This is a genomic window from Pseudomonas sp. TKO26 (assembly GCF_003225665.1).
Taxonomy (GTDB): Bacteria; Pseudomonadota; Gammaproteobacteria; order Pseudomonadales; family Pseudomonadaceae; genus Aquipseudomonas; species Aquipseudomonas saponiphila.
Map to the genome: position 1 here is coordinate 134,277 of NZ_QKLN01000036.1, position 16,411 is coordinate 150,687.

Consider the following 16,411-nt stretch of genomic DNA (forward strand, 5'->3'; position numbering starts at 1 on the left):
TCGTGTCTCTGGCCGCAAACAGCCAAGGATAGTCGCATCGGACGGCGCAGCCGCCGGCCAAGGGTTGCAGGGTTTTACCGGCCTCAGCCGGTGGCTTGCAGGGGCGAAGCCTCCAGCAATTGCAGCTCCACCGAGATGACACTGATCAGGTTGCGCAGCTTGTCGCCGATCACTCGGGCCCGGTGCCAGCTCAGGCCCGCGAGCTCCACTTCGATATGCAGCGTGTCGTCCTGCTGGAGGACCGCAACCCGGTGCGGCACCAGGAGCTGCAGGGCGAAATGATTGAGTACCCGGCACAGTACATCGGCCTCGACATCGGCGAGCAGCTGGTAGTGCACATGGCACTGGGCATTGTCGTGGTTCCAGACATCGGCGCGGGTCGCAGGGCTCGGGACGGGGGTGTGAAAGGGCATGGCGATCTCCAGGTCAGTGGAGAAATTTTTACATTCGGTTTCGGGTTTTTCTTATCTAAGATGGAGTGAATTTGCCTGTTGGCAAATTGCATGATTCGTATTTTAACGATTTCGGGGGTTGTTTATGCAAAGCGAGCTGGATGCCTACGATCGCCGGATCCTTGCGCTGCTGCAGGACGACGCGTCGCTTTCCAGTGCCCAGATTGCCGAACGGGTGGGGTTGTCCCAGTCGCCTTGCTGGCGGCGGATTCAGCGCATGAAGGATGAAGGGGTGATTCGCGGCCAGGTGACCTTGCTCGACCGCAAGAAGATTGGCCTGAACACGCAGATCTTTGCCGAGATCAAGCTCAACGCCCATGGACGCTCCAACTTCACCGAGTTCACCGAAGCCATTCGCGGTTTTCCCGAGGTGCTGGAGTGTTATGTGCTGATGGGGGCCGTGGACTTCCTGTTGCGCATCGTGACGGCGGATATCGAAGCCTACGAGCGGTTCTTCTTCGAGAAGCTGTCCATGGTGCCTGGCATTCAGGAGGTGAACTCGATCGTCGCCCTGTCGGAGATCAAGTCCACCACCAGCCTGCCGGTATTGCGCTGAGGGCGATCGATTACAGGCGCAGCAGGGTCTTCCAGGCGCGGTTCTGGAACACCGCGATGGCTTGCTGCTTGCGAGCATCGAGAGCTTCGTCGGTGATTGGTTCGTTGGCCAGTTGGGCCAGCTTGTTCAGTTCACCGTAGAGGCGATCGAGCTCCGGGATCTCCAGTGCGGCGCGGGCGTGGTGCAACCAGGCCTGGATGCGCTCGATCCGCGGCAGTTGCTCGGCCAGGTCTTCGGGCTGCTGCTGGTAGCGCGGCAGTTGCAGGGAGGTGGCCTCTTCGGCCAGCAGGCGTGGCAGCCAGCTGCCCAGCTGCGCCGCGCCCTGGCGGTTGCCACGGGTGTTGCGCTCGGCGGTCCAGGAGCGGGCCAGCAGCCAGCGCGAAGTGTTCAGGGAGAACAGGCCCCAGCGCACGTCCTGCAGCTCTTCGATGAATTGCTCCGGTGCGGCCTTGCGCACGTCTTCATCGTCGAGGCCGGCCTGTACCAGCGGGCGCCAGTCTTCCAGCAGGGCATCCAGGGCACTGCGCAGTTCGGCGGTGGACTGGCGCGGCGCGGCCTGTCCCAGGCTGCTGGCGAGGGCCCGCAGTTCGGCGAGGTTGTCTACCCAATCCTGCAGCAGGCGCCAGTGGCCGTTGAAGCGATACTGTTCGGCCAGGCGCTGGCTGCTGCCCAGCAGATGCCAGGCCAGGGCGGCGAAGGCGTCGTCCAGCGGGGTTTCGGCACTCAGCTGTGGCGCCGGCAGGCTCAGGGAGTAGCTGCCGGCATCGAACAGGCGGTAGCCGCGCTCGGCCTTGCTGATATCGCAGGGCATCAACGGCAGGGTGAGGGCCAGTTCCGCGGCCAGTTCCAGCAACGCGGCCGGTTCGCCTTCGCGCAGCTCCAGTTCCAGCTCGCAGATTTCTTCCTTGTGCTTGCCGGCAATCACCTGGCCCAGGTCCAGAGCGGCTTCGATCACCACCTTGGCCTTGCCCCGGCCCCAGGCGATTTCTGCGCGCTCGCGGACAAAATCGGTGGTGAACAGTGGCTTGAGAGTCTTTTTGTCCAGCTCGGCGAGGGCTTCGGGCCAGCATTCGCCGTCGAGTTTCTTCAGGTCGAGCTTGGCCTTGGGCAGATGCCAGTCGTACTCGTTGCGTTCTGACAGGCCGGCGACGCTCTGACCGCTGGTCTTGAGGGTCTGGATCACCGCATCACCGTCGCGGCGCAGGCGCAGGGCGACTTTGGCCCGGGCCAGATCGCGTTCTGGGGTGTCGAAGTACTGGTTCATCAGCTCACGGCGTTCCCAGCCACTTTTGTTGCGTTTTTTCAGGAGCGGGTGCTCGCGCAGTGCGGCGAGGGTTTCGCGGCTGACGCGGAGTTTGATTTCGGTTTCTTTCTGCATGGCCGGAAAATCCAGGATCGGGAGTGCAGCCGGAGGAAGAGTTGGCTGCCAAGGCCGTGCAGTGTACAGGACCGGGCGCGTGGAGGCGCCACGACGGTTCCTTCCTCTCGCCGGATGCCTCTATGATGCTGCTCATCTTGGGATTTCCGGAGCCAGCTCATGCCATTGCCGTCCTTGAAGGAGCAGTTCGCCGCACTGATCGCCGCGCCGTCGGTGAGCTGCACCCAGCCTGCGCTGGACCAGTCCAACCGTGAGGTGATCGACTTGCTGGCCGGTTGGCTCGGCGACCTGGGGTTCAACTGCGATATCCAGCCGGTCAGCCCCGGCAAGTTCAACCTGCTGGCCAGCTACGGCAGTGGTCCTGGTGGACTGGTGCTGGCCGGGCACAGTGACACCGTGCCGTTCGACTCCGCGTTGTGGCAGAGCGATCCGCTAAAGCTGACCGAGATCGACGGCCGCTGGGTCGGTCTGGGCAGTTGCGACATGAAGGGTTTTTTCGCCCTGATCATCGAAGCGGTGCGGCCGTTGCTGGAGCAGCCGTTCAAGCAGCCGCTGCTGATCCTGGCCACTTGCGACGAAGAGAGCTCCATGGCCGGAGCGCGGGCCCTGGCGGAAGCCGGGCGCCCCCTGGGGCGCGCGGCGGTGATCGGCGAACCCACCGGGCTCAAGCCGATCCGCCTGCACAAGGGGGTGATGATGGAGCGCATCGACATTCTCGGGCGCAGCGGCCACTCCTCCGACCCGAGCCTGGGCCGCAGTGCTCTGGAAGCGATGCACGACGCCATCGGCGAGCTGCGCGGGCTCCGGCTGCTGTGGCAACGCGAGTACCGCAATCCGCAGTTCAGCGTGCCGCAGCCGACCCTGAACTTCGGCTGCATCCATGGTGGCGACAACCCCAATCGCATCTGTGGCCAGTGTTCCCTGGAGTTCGACCTGCGGCCCTTGCCAGGCATGGACCCGCAGATGTTGCGCGAGGCCATTCGTCAGAAGCTGGCGCCGATCGCCCAGCGCCATGAAGTGCAGATCGACTATGCCCCGCTGTTTCCCGCCGTGCCGCCGTTCGAGCAGCCCGAGGACGCCGAGTTGGTGCGGGTGGCTGAGCGGTTGACCGGGCATCGCGCCGAAGCAGTAGCGTTTGGCACCGAAGCGCCTTATCTTCAGCGCCTTGGCTGCGAGACCCTGGTGCTCGGTCCGGGTGATATCGCCTGTGCCCACCAGCCGGGGGAATACCTCGAAATGTCACGCTTGCAGCCTACCGTGCATCTATTACGAGAGTTGATCGAGCATTACTGCCTGACACCGGCCCAACTGTAAGTAAATTGCCGGTATTCCTGTCCGTACCCATTGAGGAGAGTAAGCGTGTTGCCAAGCCTGTTCCGACGATAACCATCAGCCCGCTGTGCGTTTTCCGTTTCGTCCTTTTATAGGCTGCTATTTATTTACAGGCTCAGGTTCATGCCCGAATACGTCAATTGGCTTCGCCATGCGTCTCCCTACATCAATGCTCACCGGGATTGCACCTTTGTGGTCATGCTCCCCGGCGACGGTGTTGAACACCCCAACTTCGGCAATATCGTTCACGACCTGGTGCTGCTGCACAGCCTGGGGGTGCGTCTGGTGCTGGTGCACGGTTCCCGCCCGCAGATCGAAGCGCGCCTGGCGGCTCGTGGCCTGACCCCGCATTACCATCACGGCCTGCGCATCACTGATGCGGCGACCCTGGAGTGCGTGATCGATGCCGTCGGCCAGTTGCGCATTGCCATCGAGGCGCGGCTGTCCATGGACATGGCTTCGTCGCCGATGCAGGGCTCGCGGTTGCGGGTGGCCAGCGGCAACCTGGTGACGGCGCGGCCGATCGGCGTGCTGGAAGGCGTCGACTTCCACCACACCGGCGAAGTGCGTCGGGTCGATCGCAAGGGCATCAACCGCCTGCTGGATGAGCGCTCCATCGTGCTGCTGTCGCCTCTGGGTTATTCGCCCACCGGTGAAACCTTCAACCTGGCCTGCGAGGACGTGGCGACCCGTGCCGCCATCGACCTGGGTGCCGACAAGCTGCTGCTGTTCGGTGCCGACCCTGGATTGCTGGATGAAAACGGCAAGCTGGTGCGTGAGCTGCGTCCGCAACAGGTGCCGGCCCATCTGCAGCGCCTGGGCAGCAACTACCAGGCCGAGCTGCTGGATGCCGCCGCCGAGGCCTGCCGTGGCGGGGTGGGGCGCAGCCATATCGTCAGCTATGCCGAAGATGGTGCGCTGTTGACCGAGCTTTTCACCCGTGATGGCGGCGGCACCCTGGTGGCCCAGGAGCAGTTCGAGCGGGTGCGCGAGGCGGCGATTGAAGACGTCGGCGGCTTGTTGGATCTGATCAGTCCGCTGGAGGAGCAGGGCATCCTGGTGCGGCGTTCCCGCGAGGTGCTGGAGCGCGAGATCGAACAGTTCAGCGTGGTCGAGCGCGAGGGCATGATCATTGCCTGCGCGGCCTTGTATCAGATTGCCGATTCCGATGCCGGCGAACTGGCCTGTCTGGCGGTGAACCCGGAATATCGCCATGGCAAACGTGGCGATGAACTGTTGGAAAGGATCGAAGCCCGGGCCCGGGCCCAGGGCCTGAAAACCTTGTTCGTGCTCACCACCCGCACCGCGCACTGGTTCCGTGAGCGGGGCTTTGTGCCCAGCAGCGTCGAGCGCCTGCCTTCGGCCAGGGCTTCGCTGTACAACTATCAGCGCAACTCGAAGATCTTCGAGAAGGCTCTCTGAGTCCTCCGCTCGCCCCGCAATCGGCAACGCCTCGGTCCCCGGATCGAGGCGTTGTGCTTTGGGGACATGTCAGAAAAATTTCATTTCGATACAAAAACTGTAACAAATTGACGGGAGGATAGGCTCTTAGCCATGATTGCGTCGCTTTTTTGATCCTGTTTGACGTTTTTCGTCTAAAACGCTCCGGATCATGGGCAGCAAGATCGGAAAATTCTTTTTAGCAATGAGCTTGCAAGTGTCTACGCTGGGTAGTTCGGCGTGTTGATGGCCAGCTTTATTCCTGAAAGGCATGAAAAAGAATTAAACAATTCTTTTTGGGTTTATGAGTAATTCATTACCCTGCAGGGACCAAATTACGGCGATTAGACCATGGTCGTAGACACAGATCGTTACGATTGACTTATCAGTCACGGTCTGGCGCTAATCGCGCATCTGTGGCACCCGGGCGTTCGATCCGGGGCCAGGAACCACAAGAATTAGAAACGAGAGGAGCGAAACATGAACAAGTCCACCTTGGCCCTGGCTGTGGCCGTAGGGGTTTTGGCGCAGCAGGCAGGCGCCGCCGGTTTCATCGAAGACAGCAAGGCCACCTTGGGGCTGCGTAACTTCTATATCAATACCGATAACCGTGATAGCAACACCAAAGCCGCGAAGGCCCAGAACAAGCAGGAAGAATGGGGCCAAGGCTTCATCTTCAACTTCACTTCTGGCTACACCGAAGGCACCGTCGGCTTTGGCCTGGATGCAATCGGCCTGCTGGGCGTGCGCCTGGACTCCGGTGGCGGCACCAACGGCGCGACCACCACATCTTCTGGCGGCACCGTTTTCCCGACTCACTCCTCCAGCGGCAAGAACGCTCAAGCGGTGAACGACTACTCCAGCCTGGGTCTGACCGGCAAGGTCAAGGTTTCCCAGACCGAGCTGAAGATCGGCACCCTGCAGCCAAACAACCCGGTGATCAAGTACAACGACGGTCGTCTGTTGCCACAAACCTTCCAGGGTGGCCAGATCACTTCGAACGAGATCAAGGACCTGACCCTGACCGCAGGTCAGATCGAGCACGCCAAAGGGCGTAACTCGAGCAACAACGAAGGCCTGTCCATCGCCGGTGCCAACGCCAGCTCCAACTACGATGCCGGCAAGTTCAGCAACAAGTTCTACTACGCTGGTGCTGACTACAAGATCACCAAGGATCTGACCGCTTCTTACTACTACGGTGAGCTGAAAGACTTCTACTCGCAGAACTTCCTGGGCCTGGTACACAACTGGTCCATCGGTCCAGGCGTACTGAAAAGCGACCTGCGCTACTACCGCAGCCGCGACAACGGCTCCAACGGCGACACCGCTGCCTACTACACCACCGGCTACTACCCGGACAAAGGCCTGTCGGCAATCACCAAGGGCAAGGTCGACAACAACCTGTACAGCTACCTGGCCCTGTACTCGGTTGAAGGTCACACCTTCGGTGGCGGCTATCAGTACAGCAATGGTGACAGCGACTTCCCTTGGCTGAACCAGGGTGACGGTTCGTCCAACAGCACCATCACCGACATGCAGATCCAGAAGTTTGCCCGTGCCGGCGAACGTACCTGGCAGGCTCGCTACGCCTATGACTTCGCCAAGGTTGGCGTGCCTGGCCTGACCGCCGGCATCATTTACCTGCGCGGCAACAACATCAACACCGCCGGCAAGATCGGCGCTGACAAGAACCCGACTCTGGGCACTGGCAGCACCGAGTGGGAACGCGACCTGACCCTGTCCTACGTGGTTCCGCAAGGTCCGCTGAAGAACCTGGGTCTGACCTGGAAAAACGCCATGTGGCGTAACGACATTCCGGGCCAGCGCGACCAGGACGAAAACCGTCTGATCGTCAGCTACTCGATCCCGTTGAAGTAATTCGCGGTTCAAGCCTCGCCCGGCGCAATGCCGGGCGAGGTACTGCTTCAAGTCAGGCCCACCCCCGTGAGCCCTTCCTGAATTCCCCTCTTTGTACAGCGACTCAAGGCCTTCTCGAACCTTGTTGAGAAGGGTGGTCTTCGCCTGCGCGCGAGTCCAGTGAAGAGATTTTTAATATTCCTTTCGGGTCTTAATAAATCGATATTTATTCTTTTTAAATAAGCTCCAGCGCAGGCAGAGTAGCTTCATCACGCACTCACAGGAGCAGCACCCATGAGCCTCAGACTGGGCGACATCGCCCCCGACTTCGAACAGGATTCCAGTGCCGGCAAGATTCGTTTCCACGAGTGGCTGGGCGACAGCTGGGGCGTGCTGTTTTCCCATCCGGCGGACTTCACTCCTGTGTGCACCACCGAGCTGGGCTTCACTGCCAAGCTCAAGGACGAATTCGCCCAGCGCGGGGTGAAAGCCATTGCCCTGTCGGTGGACCCGGTGGACTCCCATCACAAGTGGATCGAGGACATCAACGAAACCCAGAACACCCGGGTCAACTTCCCGATCCTGGCGGACGCCGATCGCAAGGTGTCGGACCTCTACGACCTGATCCACCCCAATGCCAGCGACACCTTGACCGTGCGTTCGCTATTCATCATCGACCCGAACAAGAAGATCCGCCTGACCATCACCTATCCAGCCAGCACCGGGCGCAACTTCCATGAAATTCTCCGGGTGATCGATTCGCTGCAACTCACCGACAACTACAAGGTGGCCACGCCGGCCAACTGGCAGGACGGTGACGAAGTGGTGATCGTGCCTTCGCTCAAGGACGAGGACGAGATCAAGCGCCGCTTTCCCAAAGGCTATCGCGCAGTGAAGCCCTACCTGCGCCTGACTCCACAACCCAACCGCTGACCCACTCACCGCTGCAGGAGCCGGCTTGCCGGCGAAGGCGGTCGTGAGGTCGATGCAAGGTTTTGCGGGCTTGTTCGCGGGCAAGCCCGCTCCTACGGAGAGCTCAGGGGTAACAGAACCACAAAGCAGGGGTTTTAAGGCCGTTTCGACGGCCTATTTTTTTGCCTGGAAATCACCGTTTCTCATATTCATTCAAGGAATAAACAAATGAAAAAATAAGATTTATGGATATATAAATAGGCTGTTAAGGTCTGTGCAGTCCGGCGAGATCGCATCCCGCGAATCGCTCATCTTGTTCAAGGAATCCCGTGAATGCTGGTGGTCTCTCTCGGTGGCAGTCCCAGCCAACGCTCCCGTTCCGGGGTGTTGCTGGAGTTGGCCAAGCGCTGGTTACAGCAGCACGGCGTGGAAGTGGTCAGTTACCAGGTGCGGGACTTCCCGGCCGAGGATCTGCTCCACGCTCGCTTCGACAGCCCCAAGGTCATCGACTTGCTGCAACAGATCGACCAGGCCGATGGCCTGCTGATCGCCACGCCGGTGTACAAGGCGTCGTTTTCCGGGGCATTGAAAACCCTGCTCGACCTGCTGCCGGAGCGTGCCCTGAGCCACAAAGTGGTATTGCCCATGGCCACCGGCGGCAGCATCGCCCATATGCTGGCGGTGGACTACGCCCTCAAGCCCGTGCTCTCGGCGCTCAAGGCCCAGGAAATGCTCCAGGGCATCTTTGCCGAGGACAGCCAGATCGCCTATGGCGAAGGCAGTGCCCAGCCGCAGCTGGCCGAGGCCCTGGAACTGCGCCTGCGCGAGGCGCTGGAGCAGTTCCATAGCGCCATGGCGCGCCGCCCCAAGCCGCTGGACCCGCATCTGTTGAATGAACGTCTGTTGAGTGCTCGCTGGAGCATTTGAGCCATACCCCTGATTTGAAGTACTGACCTTACTCGCCCGCCAACGGGCAAGCAGGTGCAGCCACAACCCCCACAGCAAAAAGGAGAGCGCCATGCGCCCTGTCATTTTGCGTCGCGGTCTGGTCGCTCTGTTTGCTGCGGCTGTGTCCTTCGGCGCCATCGTTCAAGCTCAAGCCGAAACCCTGCGTATCGGTTATCAGAAGTACGGCACCCTGGTGCTGCTCAAGGCCAAGGGCACCCTGGAAAAGCGCCTGGCGCAGCAAGGCGTGGACGTGAAGTGGACCGAGTTTCCCGGTGGTCCGCAGTTGCTGGAAGGGCTGAACGTCGGTTCCATCGACTTCGGCGTGACCGGCGAAACCCCGCCGGTGTTCGCCCAGGCCGCCGGGGCCGATCTGCTCTACGTGGCCTACGAACCTCCGGCGCCCCATAGCGAGGCGATCCTGGTGCCCAAGGACTCGCCGATCAAGTCGGTGCAGGACCTCAAGGGCAAGAAAGTGGTGCTGAACAAGGGCTCCAACGTTCATTACCTGCTGGTCCGTGCCCTGGAAGACGCCGGCCTCAAGTACAGCGACATCCAGACCGTGTTCCTGCCCCCGGCCGATGCCCGCGCTGCGTTCGAGCGCGGCAGCGTCGACGCCTGGGTCATCTGGGACCCTTACCAGGCGGCGGCCGAGCAGCAACTGCAGGCGCGCACCCTGCGCGACGGCAGCGGCATCGTCGACAACCACCAGTTCTACCTGGCGACCAAACCCTACGCACAGCAGCACCCAGAAGTGATCAAGGCCCTGGTGGAAGAGGTGCGGGCGGTGGGCGAGTGGTCCAAGGCCAACCCGCAGGAGGTCACCGAGCAGGTGGCGCCGCTGCTCGGCCTGTCCACTGACATCACCCTGACCTCGGTGAAGCGCCAGGGCTACGGCGCGGGCTTCCTGACTCCGGAGGTGATCGCCGCGCAGCAGAAAATCGCCGACAGCTTCTATCAGCTCAAGCTGATTCCCAAGCCGCTGAGCATCAAAGACGTGATCTGGACGCCGACCGCCGCCGTGGCCAAAGCGCCGTAAATCGAACCCTTAGGAGACAACTCCATGAGCCTCAACATCTTCTGGTTTCTGCCCACTCACGGCGACGGCCATTACCTTGGCACCGCCGAAGGCGCTCGCGCCGTGGATCATGCCTACCTGCAACAGATCGCCCAGGCCGCCGACCGCCTGGGCTTTGGTGGCGTGCTGATTCCCACCGGACGCTCCTGCGAGGATTCCTGGCTGGTGGCGGCTTCGCTGATTCCGGTGACCCAGCGCCTGAAGTTCCTGGTCGCCCTGCGCCCCGGGATCATTTCGCCGACGGTGGCGGCGCGCCAGGCGGCAACCCTGGATCGGCTGTCCGGCGGCCGGGCGCTGTTCAACCTGGTGACCGGTGGCGATCCGGACGAGCTGGCCGGTGACGGTCTGTTCCTCGACCATGAAGAGCGTTACCAGGCCTCTGTGGAGTTCACCCGTATCTGGCGCCGGGTGCTGGAAGGCGAAACCGTGGATTACGACGGCCAGCACATCAGTGTGAAGGGCGCCAAGTTGCTCTATCCGCCACTGCAAAAACCCCGTCCGCCGCTGTATTTCGGCGGCTCTTCGGAAGCCGCCCAGGACCTGGCCGCCGAGCAGGTGGAGATGGTCCTGACCTGGGGCGAGCCACCGGCCGCCGTGGCCGAGAAGATCCAGCAGGTGCGCGACAAGGCCGCCAAGCTCGGACGCAGCGTGCGTTTCGGCATCCGCCTGCACGTGATCGTGCGGGAAACCAATGCCGAAGCCTGGCAGGCCGCCGAACGCCTGATTTCCCATCTGGACGACGACACCATCGCCCGGGCCCAGGCATCCCTGGCGCGCTTCGATTCGGTTGGCCAGCAGCGCATGGCGGCCCTGCATGGTGGTCGTCGCGACCGGCTGGAAGTCAGCCCCAATCTCTGGGCCGGCGTCGGTCTGGTACGTGGCGGTGCCGGCACCGCTCTGGTGGGAGACGGCCCTACGGTGGCGGCGCGGATGAAAGAGTACGCGGACCTGGGCATCGATACCTTCATCTTCTCCGGTTATCCACACCTGGAAGAGTCCTATCGCGTGGCCGAGTTACTGTTCCCGCACTTGGATATCGAACGGCCCAAACTGCCTGAAGCGGCTGGTTACGTCAGCCCGTTCGGGGAGATGGTCGCCAACGACATCATTCCCAAAGCCGCGTCCCAGAGCTGAGGTGCGGTCATGAATGGACAACGCATAGTGCAGCGTCTGGCGCCCTGGGGCCTGCCCTTGCTGCTGCTCGCGGTGTGGCAGCTGTCGGTGTCGGCGGGGTGGCTCTCGACCCGCATCCTGCCGGCTCCCAGCGCGGTGATCGAAGCCGGGATCAGTCTGGTACGCAGCGGTGATATCTGGACCCACCTGGCCATCAGTGGCTGGCGCGCGGGGCTGGGGTTTGTCATCGGTGGCGGTATCGGCCTGGCGCTGGGCTTCATTACCGGCCTGTCGAAGTGGGGCGAGCGGCTGCTGGACAGCTCGGTGCAGATGATCCGCAACGTGCCGCACCTGGCGCTGATTCCGCTGGTGATCCTGTGGTTCGGCATCGATGAGTCGGCGAAGATTTTCCTGGTGGCCCTGGGCACTCTGTTTCCCATCTACCTCAACACCTACCACGGCATCCGCAACGTCGATCCGGCGCTGGTGGAGATGGCGCGCAGCTATGGCCTGTCCGGCTTTGCCCTGTTTCGCCAGGTGATCCTGCCGGGGGCCTTGCCTTCGATCCTGGTGGGCGTGCGTTTTGCCCTGGGCTTCATGTGGCTGACCCTGATCGTCGCCGAAACCATCTCCGCCAGCTCGGGCATCGGCTACTTGGCGATGAACGCCCGGGAATTCCTGCAGACCGACGTGGTGGTGCTGGCCATCGTCATGTACGCAGTGCTCGGCAAGCTGGCGGATCTGGCCGCGCGTGGCCTGGAGCGGGTCTGGCTGCGCTGGCATCCGGCCTACCAAGTGGCCAAGGGGGATGCCCAATGACGGCTCAACAACCTCCACGGCTGCTGCGGGGCATTCCCCTGGCCGTGCGCAAACTGCAAAAGACTTTCGGCTCGCGCCAGGTGCTGCGGGAAATCGACCTGCACATTCCCGCCGGCCAGTTCGTCGCGGTGGTGGGGCGCAGCGGTTGCGGCAAGAGCACCTTGCTGCGCCTGCTGGCCGGACTCGACCAGCCTTCGGCCGGGGAGTTGCTGGCGGGCTCCGCGCCCTTGAGCGCCGCCATCGAAGACACCCGGCTGATGTTCCAAGAAGCGCGTCTGCTGCCCTGGAAGAAAGTCATCGACAACGTCGGGCTCGGTCTTGCGGGCAACTGGCGGCCCCAGGCCCTGGAAGCCCTTGAGGCGGTGGGCCTGGCCGATCGCGCCAATGAGTGGCCGGCGGCGCTGTCCGGTGGCCAGAAGCAGCGCGTGGCGCTGGCCCGGGCCCTGATCCATCAACCGCGGCTGTTGCTGCTGGACGAACCGTTGGGGGCGCTGGATGCCCTGACCCGGATCGAGATGCAGCAGTTGATCGAGCGCCTGTGGCAGCAGCACGGTTTTACCGTATTGCTGGTGACCCACGATGTCAGCGAGGCGGTGGCGATTGCCGATCGGGTGATCCTGATCGAGGACGGCGAGGTGGGACTGGACCTGCACGTCGAGCTGCCGCGTCCGCGCGTGCGGGGTTCCCATCGTCTGGCGGCCCTGGAAACCCAAGTCCTCAACCGCGTGCTGTCACTGCCCGGCTCGCCGCCGGAACCGGAACCCGTTTCACCCTTGCCCACGCAGTTGCGTTGGGCGCTTTAGAGCAGCGGCAAGTTTTCAGCTGCAAGCGGCAAGCAAGAGCGTCGCGCTTGTGCTTGCCGCTGAGCGCTTGAAGCTTGCAGCTCTGTTTTTCGACCCCAGGAGAAATACCATGACCATCAAAGCCATCAACGTACGCAACCAGTTCAAGGGCACCATCAAGGAAATCGTCGAAGGCGACGTGCTCTCGGAAATCGATGTCCAGACCGCTTCCGGGATTGTCACTTCGGTGATCACCACCCGTTCGGTCAAGGAGCTGGAACTGTCCATCGGCAGCGAAGTGATTGCCTTTGTGAAGTCCACCGAGGTGTCGATCGCCAAGCTATGAGCGAGGCCAGAGATCAGCCCCGAAGGGTGCGAGCCCTTCGGGGCTTTTTCATGGGCGCTGTAAATACCGGTCAGATTTGATACTTTCCCTGCTTTCGGCAAGACCTGAACAGTAAACATGACAACAGAGCAGGGTCCAAACGCAGGGTATCTGGAGTTCGATCGCGACCACTGGTCGGCGTTACGGGCCGGAGAACCCATGAACCTGTCGCCGTCCGAGATGGACTCGCTGACCAGTCCGACCCAGCCCATGGCGTCTGAAGAGGTGCGGCAGATCCTGCTGCCCCTGTCGCGCCTGCTGCATTTGCATGCGGCCCAGGTGCAGTCGCTCAAGGTGCCACAGACCGGCTTCAAGGCCCCCTATGTGATCGGTGTGTCCGGCAGCGTGGCGGTGGGCAAGAGCAGTTTTGCCCGGGTTCTGGCGGCGCTCCTGGCCTATTGGCCGGGCAAACCCAATGTGCACCTGGTGACCACGGACTCGTTTCTGTTCCCCCTGGCCACCCTGCAGGAAAAAAACATCCTGCACCGCAAGGGGTTTCCCGAGTCCTACGATGAACCGCTGTTCGTGGATTTTCTCCAGGCCGTGTGCCGCAGGGGCGAGGCGGCGCGGATTCCCATCTATTCCCATGTGCGCTACGACATCCTGGCCGATGAGGCGCAGTCGGTGGAGGCGCCGGACATCATCATCCTCGAAGGCCTGAATGTGCTGCAGGGGGAGCGGGGCCAGGGCTTGAATCCCTTGGACTTCATCGACTTCTCCATTTACGTCGACGCGCCCGAGGAGACGATCAAGGCCTGGTATCTGGAGCGTTTTGTCTATTTGAAGAACACTGCCTTCCAGTCCCGAGACTCCTATTTCAATAAGTACAAGGGGCTCTCGGACCCAGAGGCCCTGTCGATGGCGTCCGATACCTGGGACCGGGTCAACTTGAAGAACCTGCTGGAAAACATTCTGCCCACCCGGGAAAGGGCCAACCTGATCATCCACAAGTCAGCGGATCACAGCATCGACCGGCTGTTGTTACGCCAGGTCTGAGCCCTCAAAGCGGGGCGGGGCGCTTGGGCAGGTAGGGCGGTAGATAAAGACTCAGGTAGGCATCGAACACGCGCATGCCTTCCTCGGCCATGCGCGGGGTGATCTGCCCGTGCTGCTGCACCGAGCGGGCATACACCCGGTCCCCGAGCTCCATGGCCAGGGCAAACACGTCCACGTCGGCGGGCAATCTCGGCAGCTCGAAGTGCTGATTGAACAGTGTGTGCATCAGGTCCCCCAGCTCAAGGTCGTGCTGGCGATCGGCCTGGGTGACCTCGGTCAGCCCGTGCTGGGCGAGGATCAGTTGGCGGGCCGCCGCGTCCGCGCCGTAGATGTCGAGCATGCGCTGTTCCACCAGGCGTGACAGGTCACGCCAGCCCTGGAGTCGCTGGTGGTCGATGGGGGCTTGCAGGCAGGCGCGAAAAGCAGCGTGTACATCGGCGGTCAGGGCCTCCAGCAGGGCCGGGACGCTGGCGAAGAAGTGATAGACCGACGACGGTGGAATCTGCGCCCGTTCGGCCACGCTGTAGATCGACAGGCTGGCCACGCCCTCGCTGGCCAGCAGGGTCCGGGCGGCCTCGAGTATCGAGTCGATCCGGGCCTGGCTGCGTGCACGGGGTTTGCGTAGCGGTGCGGTGCGCGTCATCGGTGTCTCCTACTGGGCAGCGGGCATTGTACGCGACAGTGCGAGGATTCCTGAATCCGCTGGCCATGGATCCGAGGCACAAAAAAACGCCGCGAGCGGTGAGCTACGCGGCGTTTTTTTGCGACAACCGCTTAGACGGTGTGCAGGTACCAGTTGTACTCGAGGTCGGAGATGGAGTGTTCGAACTCCTCCAGCTCGCTCTCTTTGCAGGCCACGAAGATATCGATGTACTTCGGATCGATGTACTTGGCCATCACTTCACTGTCGTCCAGCTCGCGCAGGGCATCGCGCAAGTTGTTCGGCAGGCTTTGTTCGTTCTGCTCGTAGCTGTTGCCTTCGGTCGGTGCCGGCGGCTCGATCTTGTTGGTCAGGCCGTGGTGCACGCCCGCCAGGACCGAAGCCATCAGCAGGTACGGGTTGGCGTCGGCACCGGCGACCCGGTGCTCGATGCGTACCGCATCAGCGGAGCCGGTCGGTACGCGAATGGCCACGGTGCGGTTATCCAGGCCCCAGCTTGGCGAGTTCGGCACATAGAACTGGGCGCCGAAACGACGGTAGGAGTTGACGTTCGGGCAGAGGAAGGCCATCTGCGCCGGTAGGGTCTCGAGCACACCGCCGATCGCGTGACGCAGTGCGGCGTTCTGCTCGGGATCCTCGCTGGAAAAGATGTTCTTGCCATCTTTGTCCAGAACCGAAATGTGGACGTGCAGACCGTTGCCCGCCTGGCCCGGGTAAGGCTTGGCCATGAAGGTGGTGTCCATCTCATGGTCGTAGGCGATGTTCTTGATCAGGCGCTTGAGCAGTACCGCGTAGTCGCAGGCCTTGATCGGGTCGGCCACGTGGTGCAGGTTGACCTCGAATTGCGCCGGGGCGCTTTCCTTGACGATGGCGTCGGCCGGAATGCCTTGCTCCTTGGCGCCTTCCAGAATGTCCTGGAGGCAGTCGACGTATTCGTCGAGATCGTCGATCAGGTAGACCTGAGTGGAATGCGGACGTTTGCCGGAGATCGGTGAGCGTGGCGGCTGTGGACGGCCGTTCACATTCTCCTGGTCGATCAGGTAGAACTCCAGTTCGAAGGCCGCGCAGATGGTCAGTCCCAGTTCGTCGAACTTGGTCACGACCTGACGCAGCACTTCCCGTGGATCGGCGAAGAACGGGTCGCCTTCGAGTTCGTGCATGGTCATCAGCAGTTGCGCGGTAGGGCGCTTCTGCCAGGGTTCATTGCACAGGGTATCGGGGATCGGATAGCAGATTCGGTCAGCATCGCCGATGTCCAGGCCCAGGCCGGTGCTTTCCACCGTAGAGCCATTGATATCCAGGGCAAAGAGGGAGGCCGGCAGGTTGATGCCTTTCTCGTAAACCTTGTGGAGGCTGGTGCGTTCGATGCGCTTGCCGCGCACCACACCATTCATATCCGCAATCAGAAGGTCAACGTACAGAACCTCAGGATGTTCCTTAAGGAACGCGTTCGCTTCGTTAAGCTGAACGGCACGCGGGGGTACCGACATGATGCAACACCTTTGTTGTTAAAAATATCAATCATTGATCTTTTCTGGTTTCAGTCAACCCGAACGGCATGCCGAAGTCAAGTAAGGCTCTTTACGCCCTAATAAAGGGCTGGTGAGGCTCTTTTGGGGCAAAACAGGGCATTTTTTGGGACGCGACTGCCTCGGGTAGCGCAGGCTTGAGCGGGCCGTGTTGTATTTTTTACGGGGGTGTTGTG

General features: G+C 61.8%; 16 protein-coding genes. 12 read left to right on the forward strand and 4 right to left on the reverse strand.

The genetic code is table 11. The features are described 5' to 3' along the window. Positions 1-83 precede the first annotated feature (83 nt). Positions 84-413 (reverse strand): hypothetical protein, encoded by a 330-nt coding sequence (locus DNK59_RS24920; protein WP_110724966.1) that lies wholly within the window; start codon positions 411-413, stop codon positions 84-86. 124 nt (positions 414-537) lie between these two features. Here DNK59_RS24920 and DNK59_RS24925 point away from each other — a divergent pair, with 124 nt between their 5' ends. Further along, the gene (locus DNK59_RS24925; RefSeq protein ID WP_092308553.1) at positions 538-1,008 is read left to right on the forward strand and encodes an Lrp/AsnC family transcriptional regulator; all 471 of its coding nucleotides are present in this window, start codon (positions 538-540) and stop codon (positions 1,006-1,008) included. Positions 1,009-1,018: 10 nt separating this feature from the next. Here the strand turns inward: DNK59_RS24925 and DNK59_RS24930 are convergent, their stop codons facing one another. Beyond that, positions 1,019-2,386, reverse strand: coding sequence for an inorganic triphosphatase (locus DNK59_RS24930; RefSeq protein WP_110724967.1), 1,368 nt, complete (start codon positions 2,384-2,386; stop codon positions 1,019-1,021). 159 nt (positions 2,387-2,545) lie between these two features. Here DNK59_RS24930 and argE point away from each other — a divergent pair, with 159 nt between their 5' ends. The 11 genes from argE (at position 2,546) to coaA (ending at position 14,045) form a co-directional block, all read left to right on the forward strand. Next, positions 2,546-3,700, forward strand: a complete 1,155-nt coding sequence (gene argE, locus DNK59_RS24935; protein ID WP_110724968.1) for an acetylornithine deacetylase — start codon at positions 2,546-2,548, stop codon at positions 3,698-3,700. Between the two features lie 141 nt (positions 3,701-3,841). Continuing rightward, positions 3,842-5,140: an amino-acid N-acetyltransferase gene (argA, locus tag DNK59_RS24940; RefSeq protein WP_016967643.1), complete on the forward strand. Its 1,299-nt coding sequence runs from the start codon at positions 3,842-3,844 to the stop codon at positions 5,138-5,140. Positions 5,141-5,638: 498 nt separating this feature from the next. Beyond that, positions 5,639-7,036, forward strand: coding sequence for an OprD family porin (locus DNK59_RS24945; RefSeq protein WP_110724969.1), 1,398 nt, complete (start codon positions 5,639-5,641; stop codon positions 7,034-7,036). A gap of 273 nt (positions 7,037-7,309) precedes the next feature. Further along, on the forward strand, positions 7,310-7,948 hold the full coding sequence (locus DNK59_RS24950; RefSeq protein ID WP_016967641.1) for a peroxiredoxin: 639 nt from the start codon (positions 7,310-7,312) through the stop codon (positions 7,946-7,948). Positions 7,949-8,260: 312 nt separating this feature from the next. Further along, positions 8,261-8,854 carry an NADPH-dependent FMN reductase gene (ssuE, locus tag DNK59_RS24955; RefSeq protein WP_110724970.1) on the forward strand — a complete coding sequence of 198 codons (594 nt, stop codon included), beginning with the start codon at positions 8,261-8,263 and terminating at the stop codon, positions 8,852-8,854. A 91-nt stretch (positions 8,855-8,945) separates the two neighbouring features. Beyond that, a complete protein-coding gene (locus DNK59_RS24960) occupies positions 8,946-9,911 on the forward strand; it encodes a sulfonate ABC transporter substrate-binding protein (protein ID WP_092308559.1) in 966 nt (321 codons plus the stop codon). 24 nt (positions 9,912-9,935) lie between these two features. Next, entirely contained in the window at positions 9,936-11,084 is a 1,149-nt protein-coding gene (gene ssuD / locus DNK59_RS24965) for an FMNH2-dependent alkanesulfonate monooxygenase (protein ID WP_092308561.1), read from the forward strand. A gap of 9 nt (positions 11,085-11,093) precedes the next feature. Beyond that, complete coding sequence (ssuC, locus tag DNK59_RS24970; RefSeq protein ID WP_092308563.1) at positions 11,094-11,882, forward strand: aliphatic sulfonate ABC transporter permease SsuC; 789 nt, start codon at positions 11,094-11,096, stop codon at positions 11,880-11,882. After that, the gene (ssuB, locus tag DNK59_RS24975; RefSeq protein WP_016967636.1) at positions 11,879-12,685 is read left to right on the forward strand and encodes an aliphatic sulfonates ABC transporter ATP-binding protein; all 807 of its coding nucleotides are present in this window, start codon (positions 11,879-11,881) and stop codon (positions 12,683-12,685) included. Before ssuC ends, ssuB begins: the two co-directional genes overlap by 4 nt. Positions 12,686-12,794: 109 nt before the next feature. After that, a complete protein-coding gene (locus DNK59_RS24980) occupies positions 12,795-13,010 on the forward strand; it encodes a molybdopterin-binding protein (RefSeq protein ID WP_011064106.1) in 216 nt (71 codons plus the stop codon). Between the two features lie 117 nt (positions 13,011-13,127). Beyond that, positions 13,128-14,045 (forward strand): type I pantothenate kinase, encoded by a 918-nt coding sequence (gene coaA / locus DNK59_RS24985; RefSeq protein WP_092308565.1) that lies wholly within the window; start codon positions 13,128-13,130, stop codon positions 14,043-14,045. 4 nt (positions 14,046-14,049) lie between these two features. Here coaA and DNK59_RS24990 read toward each other — a convergent pair whose 3' ends face one another. Both DNK59_RS24990 and DNK59_RS24995 read right to left on the reverse strand, forming a co-directional pair. After that, positions 14,050-14,688 carry a TetR/AcrR family transcriptional regulator gene (locus DNK59_RS24990; RefSeq protein WP_092308567.1) on the reverse strand — a complete coding sequence of 213 codons (639 nt, stop codon included), beginning with the start codon at positions 14,686-14,688 and terminating at the stop codon, positions 14,050-14,052. Between the two features lie 131 nt (positions 14,689-14,819). After that, complete coding sequence (locus DNK59_RS24995) at positions 14,820-16,196, reverse strand: glutamine synthetase family protein (RefSeq protein ID WP_092308569.1); 1,377 nt, start codon at positions 16,194-16,196, stop codon at positions 14,820-14,822. Positions 16,197-16,411: the final 215 nt, after the last annotated feature.

Excerpts from the sequence above, each read along its gene's own strand:
- DNK59_RS24920 (WP_110724966.1), bottom strand. The coding sequence starts at position 413 with ATGCCCTTTCACACCCCCGTCCCGAGCCCTGCGACCCGCGCCGATGTC.
- DNK59_RS24925 (WP_092308553.1), top strand. The coding sequence starts at position 538 with ATGCAAAGCGAGCTGGATGCCTACGATCGCCGGATCCTTGCGCTGCTG.
- DNK59_RS24930 (WP_110724967.1), bottom strand. The coding sequence starts at position 2,386 with ATGCAGAAAGAAACCGAAATCAAACTCCGCGTCAGCCGCGAAACCCTC.
- argE (WP_110724968.1), top strand. The coding sequence starts at position 2,546 with ATGCCATTGCCGTCCTTGAAGGAGCAGTTCGCCGCACTGATCGCCGCG.
- argA (WP_016967643.1), top strand. The coding sequence starts at position 3,842 with ATGCCCGAATACGTCAATTGGCTTCGCCATGCGTCTCCCTACATCAAT.
- DNK59_RS24945 (WP_110724969.1), top strand. The coding sequence starts at position 5,639 with ATGAACAAGTCCACCTTGGCCCTGGCTGTGGCCGTAGGGGTTTTGGCG.
- DNK59_RS24950 (WP_016967641.1), top strand. The coding sequence starts at position 7,310 with ATGAGCCTCAGACTGGGCGACATCGCCCCCGACTTCGAACAGGATTCC.
- ssuE (WP_110724970.1), top strand. The coding sequence starts at position 8,261 with ATGCTGGTGGTCTCTCTCGGTGGCAGTCCCAGCCAACGCTCCCGTTCC.
- DNK59_RS24960 (WP_092308559.1), top strand. The coding sequence starts at position 8,946 with ATGCGCCCTGTCATTTTGCGTCGCGGTCTGGTCGCTCTGTTTGCTGCG.
- ssuD (WP_092308561.1), top strand. The coding sequence starts at position 9,936 with ATGAGCCTCAACATCTTCTGGTTTCTGCCCACTCACGGCGACGGCCAT.
- ssuC (WP_092308563.1), top strand. The coding sequence starts at position 11,094 with ATGAATGGACAACGCATAGTGCAGCGTCTGGCGCCCTGGGGCCTGCCC.
- ssuB (WP_016967636.1), top strand. The coding sequence starts at position 11,879 with ATGACGGCTCAACAACCTCCACGGCTGCTGCGGGGCATTCCCCTGGCC.
- DNK59_RS24980 (WP_011064106.1), top strand. The coding sequence starts at position 12,795 with ATGACCATCAAAGCCATCAACGTACGCAACCAGTTCAAGGGCACCATC.
- coaA (WP_092308565.1), top strand. The coding sequence starts at position 13,128 with ATGACAACAGAGCAGGGTCCAAACGCAGGGTATCTGGAGTTCGATCGC.
- DNK59_RS24990 (WP_092308567.1), bottom strand. The coding sequence starts at position 14,688 with ATGACGCGCACCGCACCGCTACGCAAACCCCGTGCACGCAGCCAGGCC.
- DNK59_RS24995 (WP_092308569.1), bottom strand. The coding sequence starts at position 16,196 with ATGTCGGTACCCCCGCGTGCCGTTCAGCTTAACGAAGCGAACGCGTTC.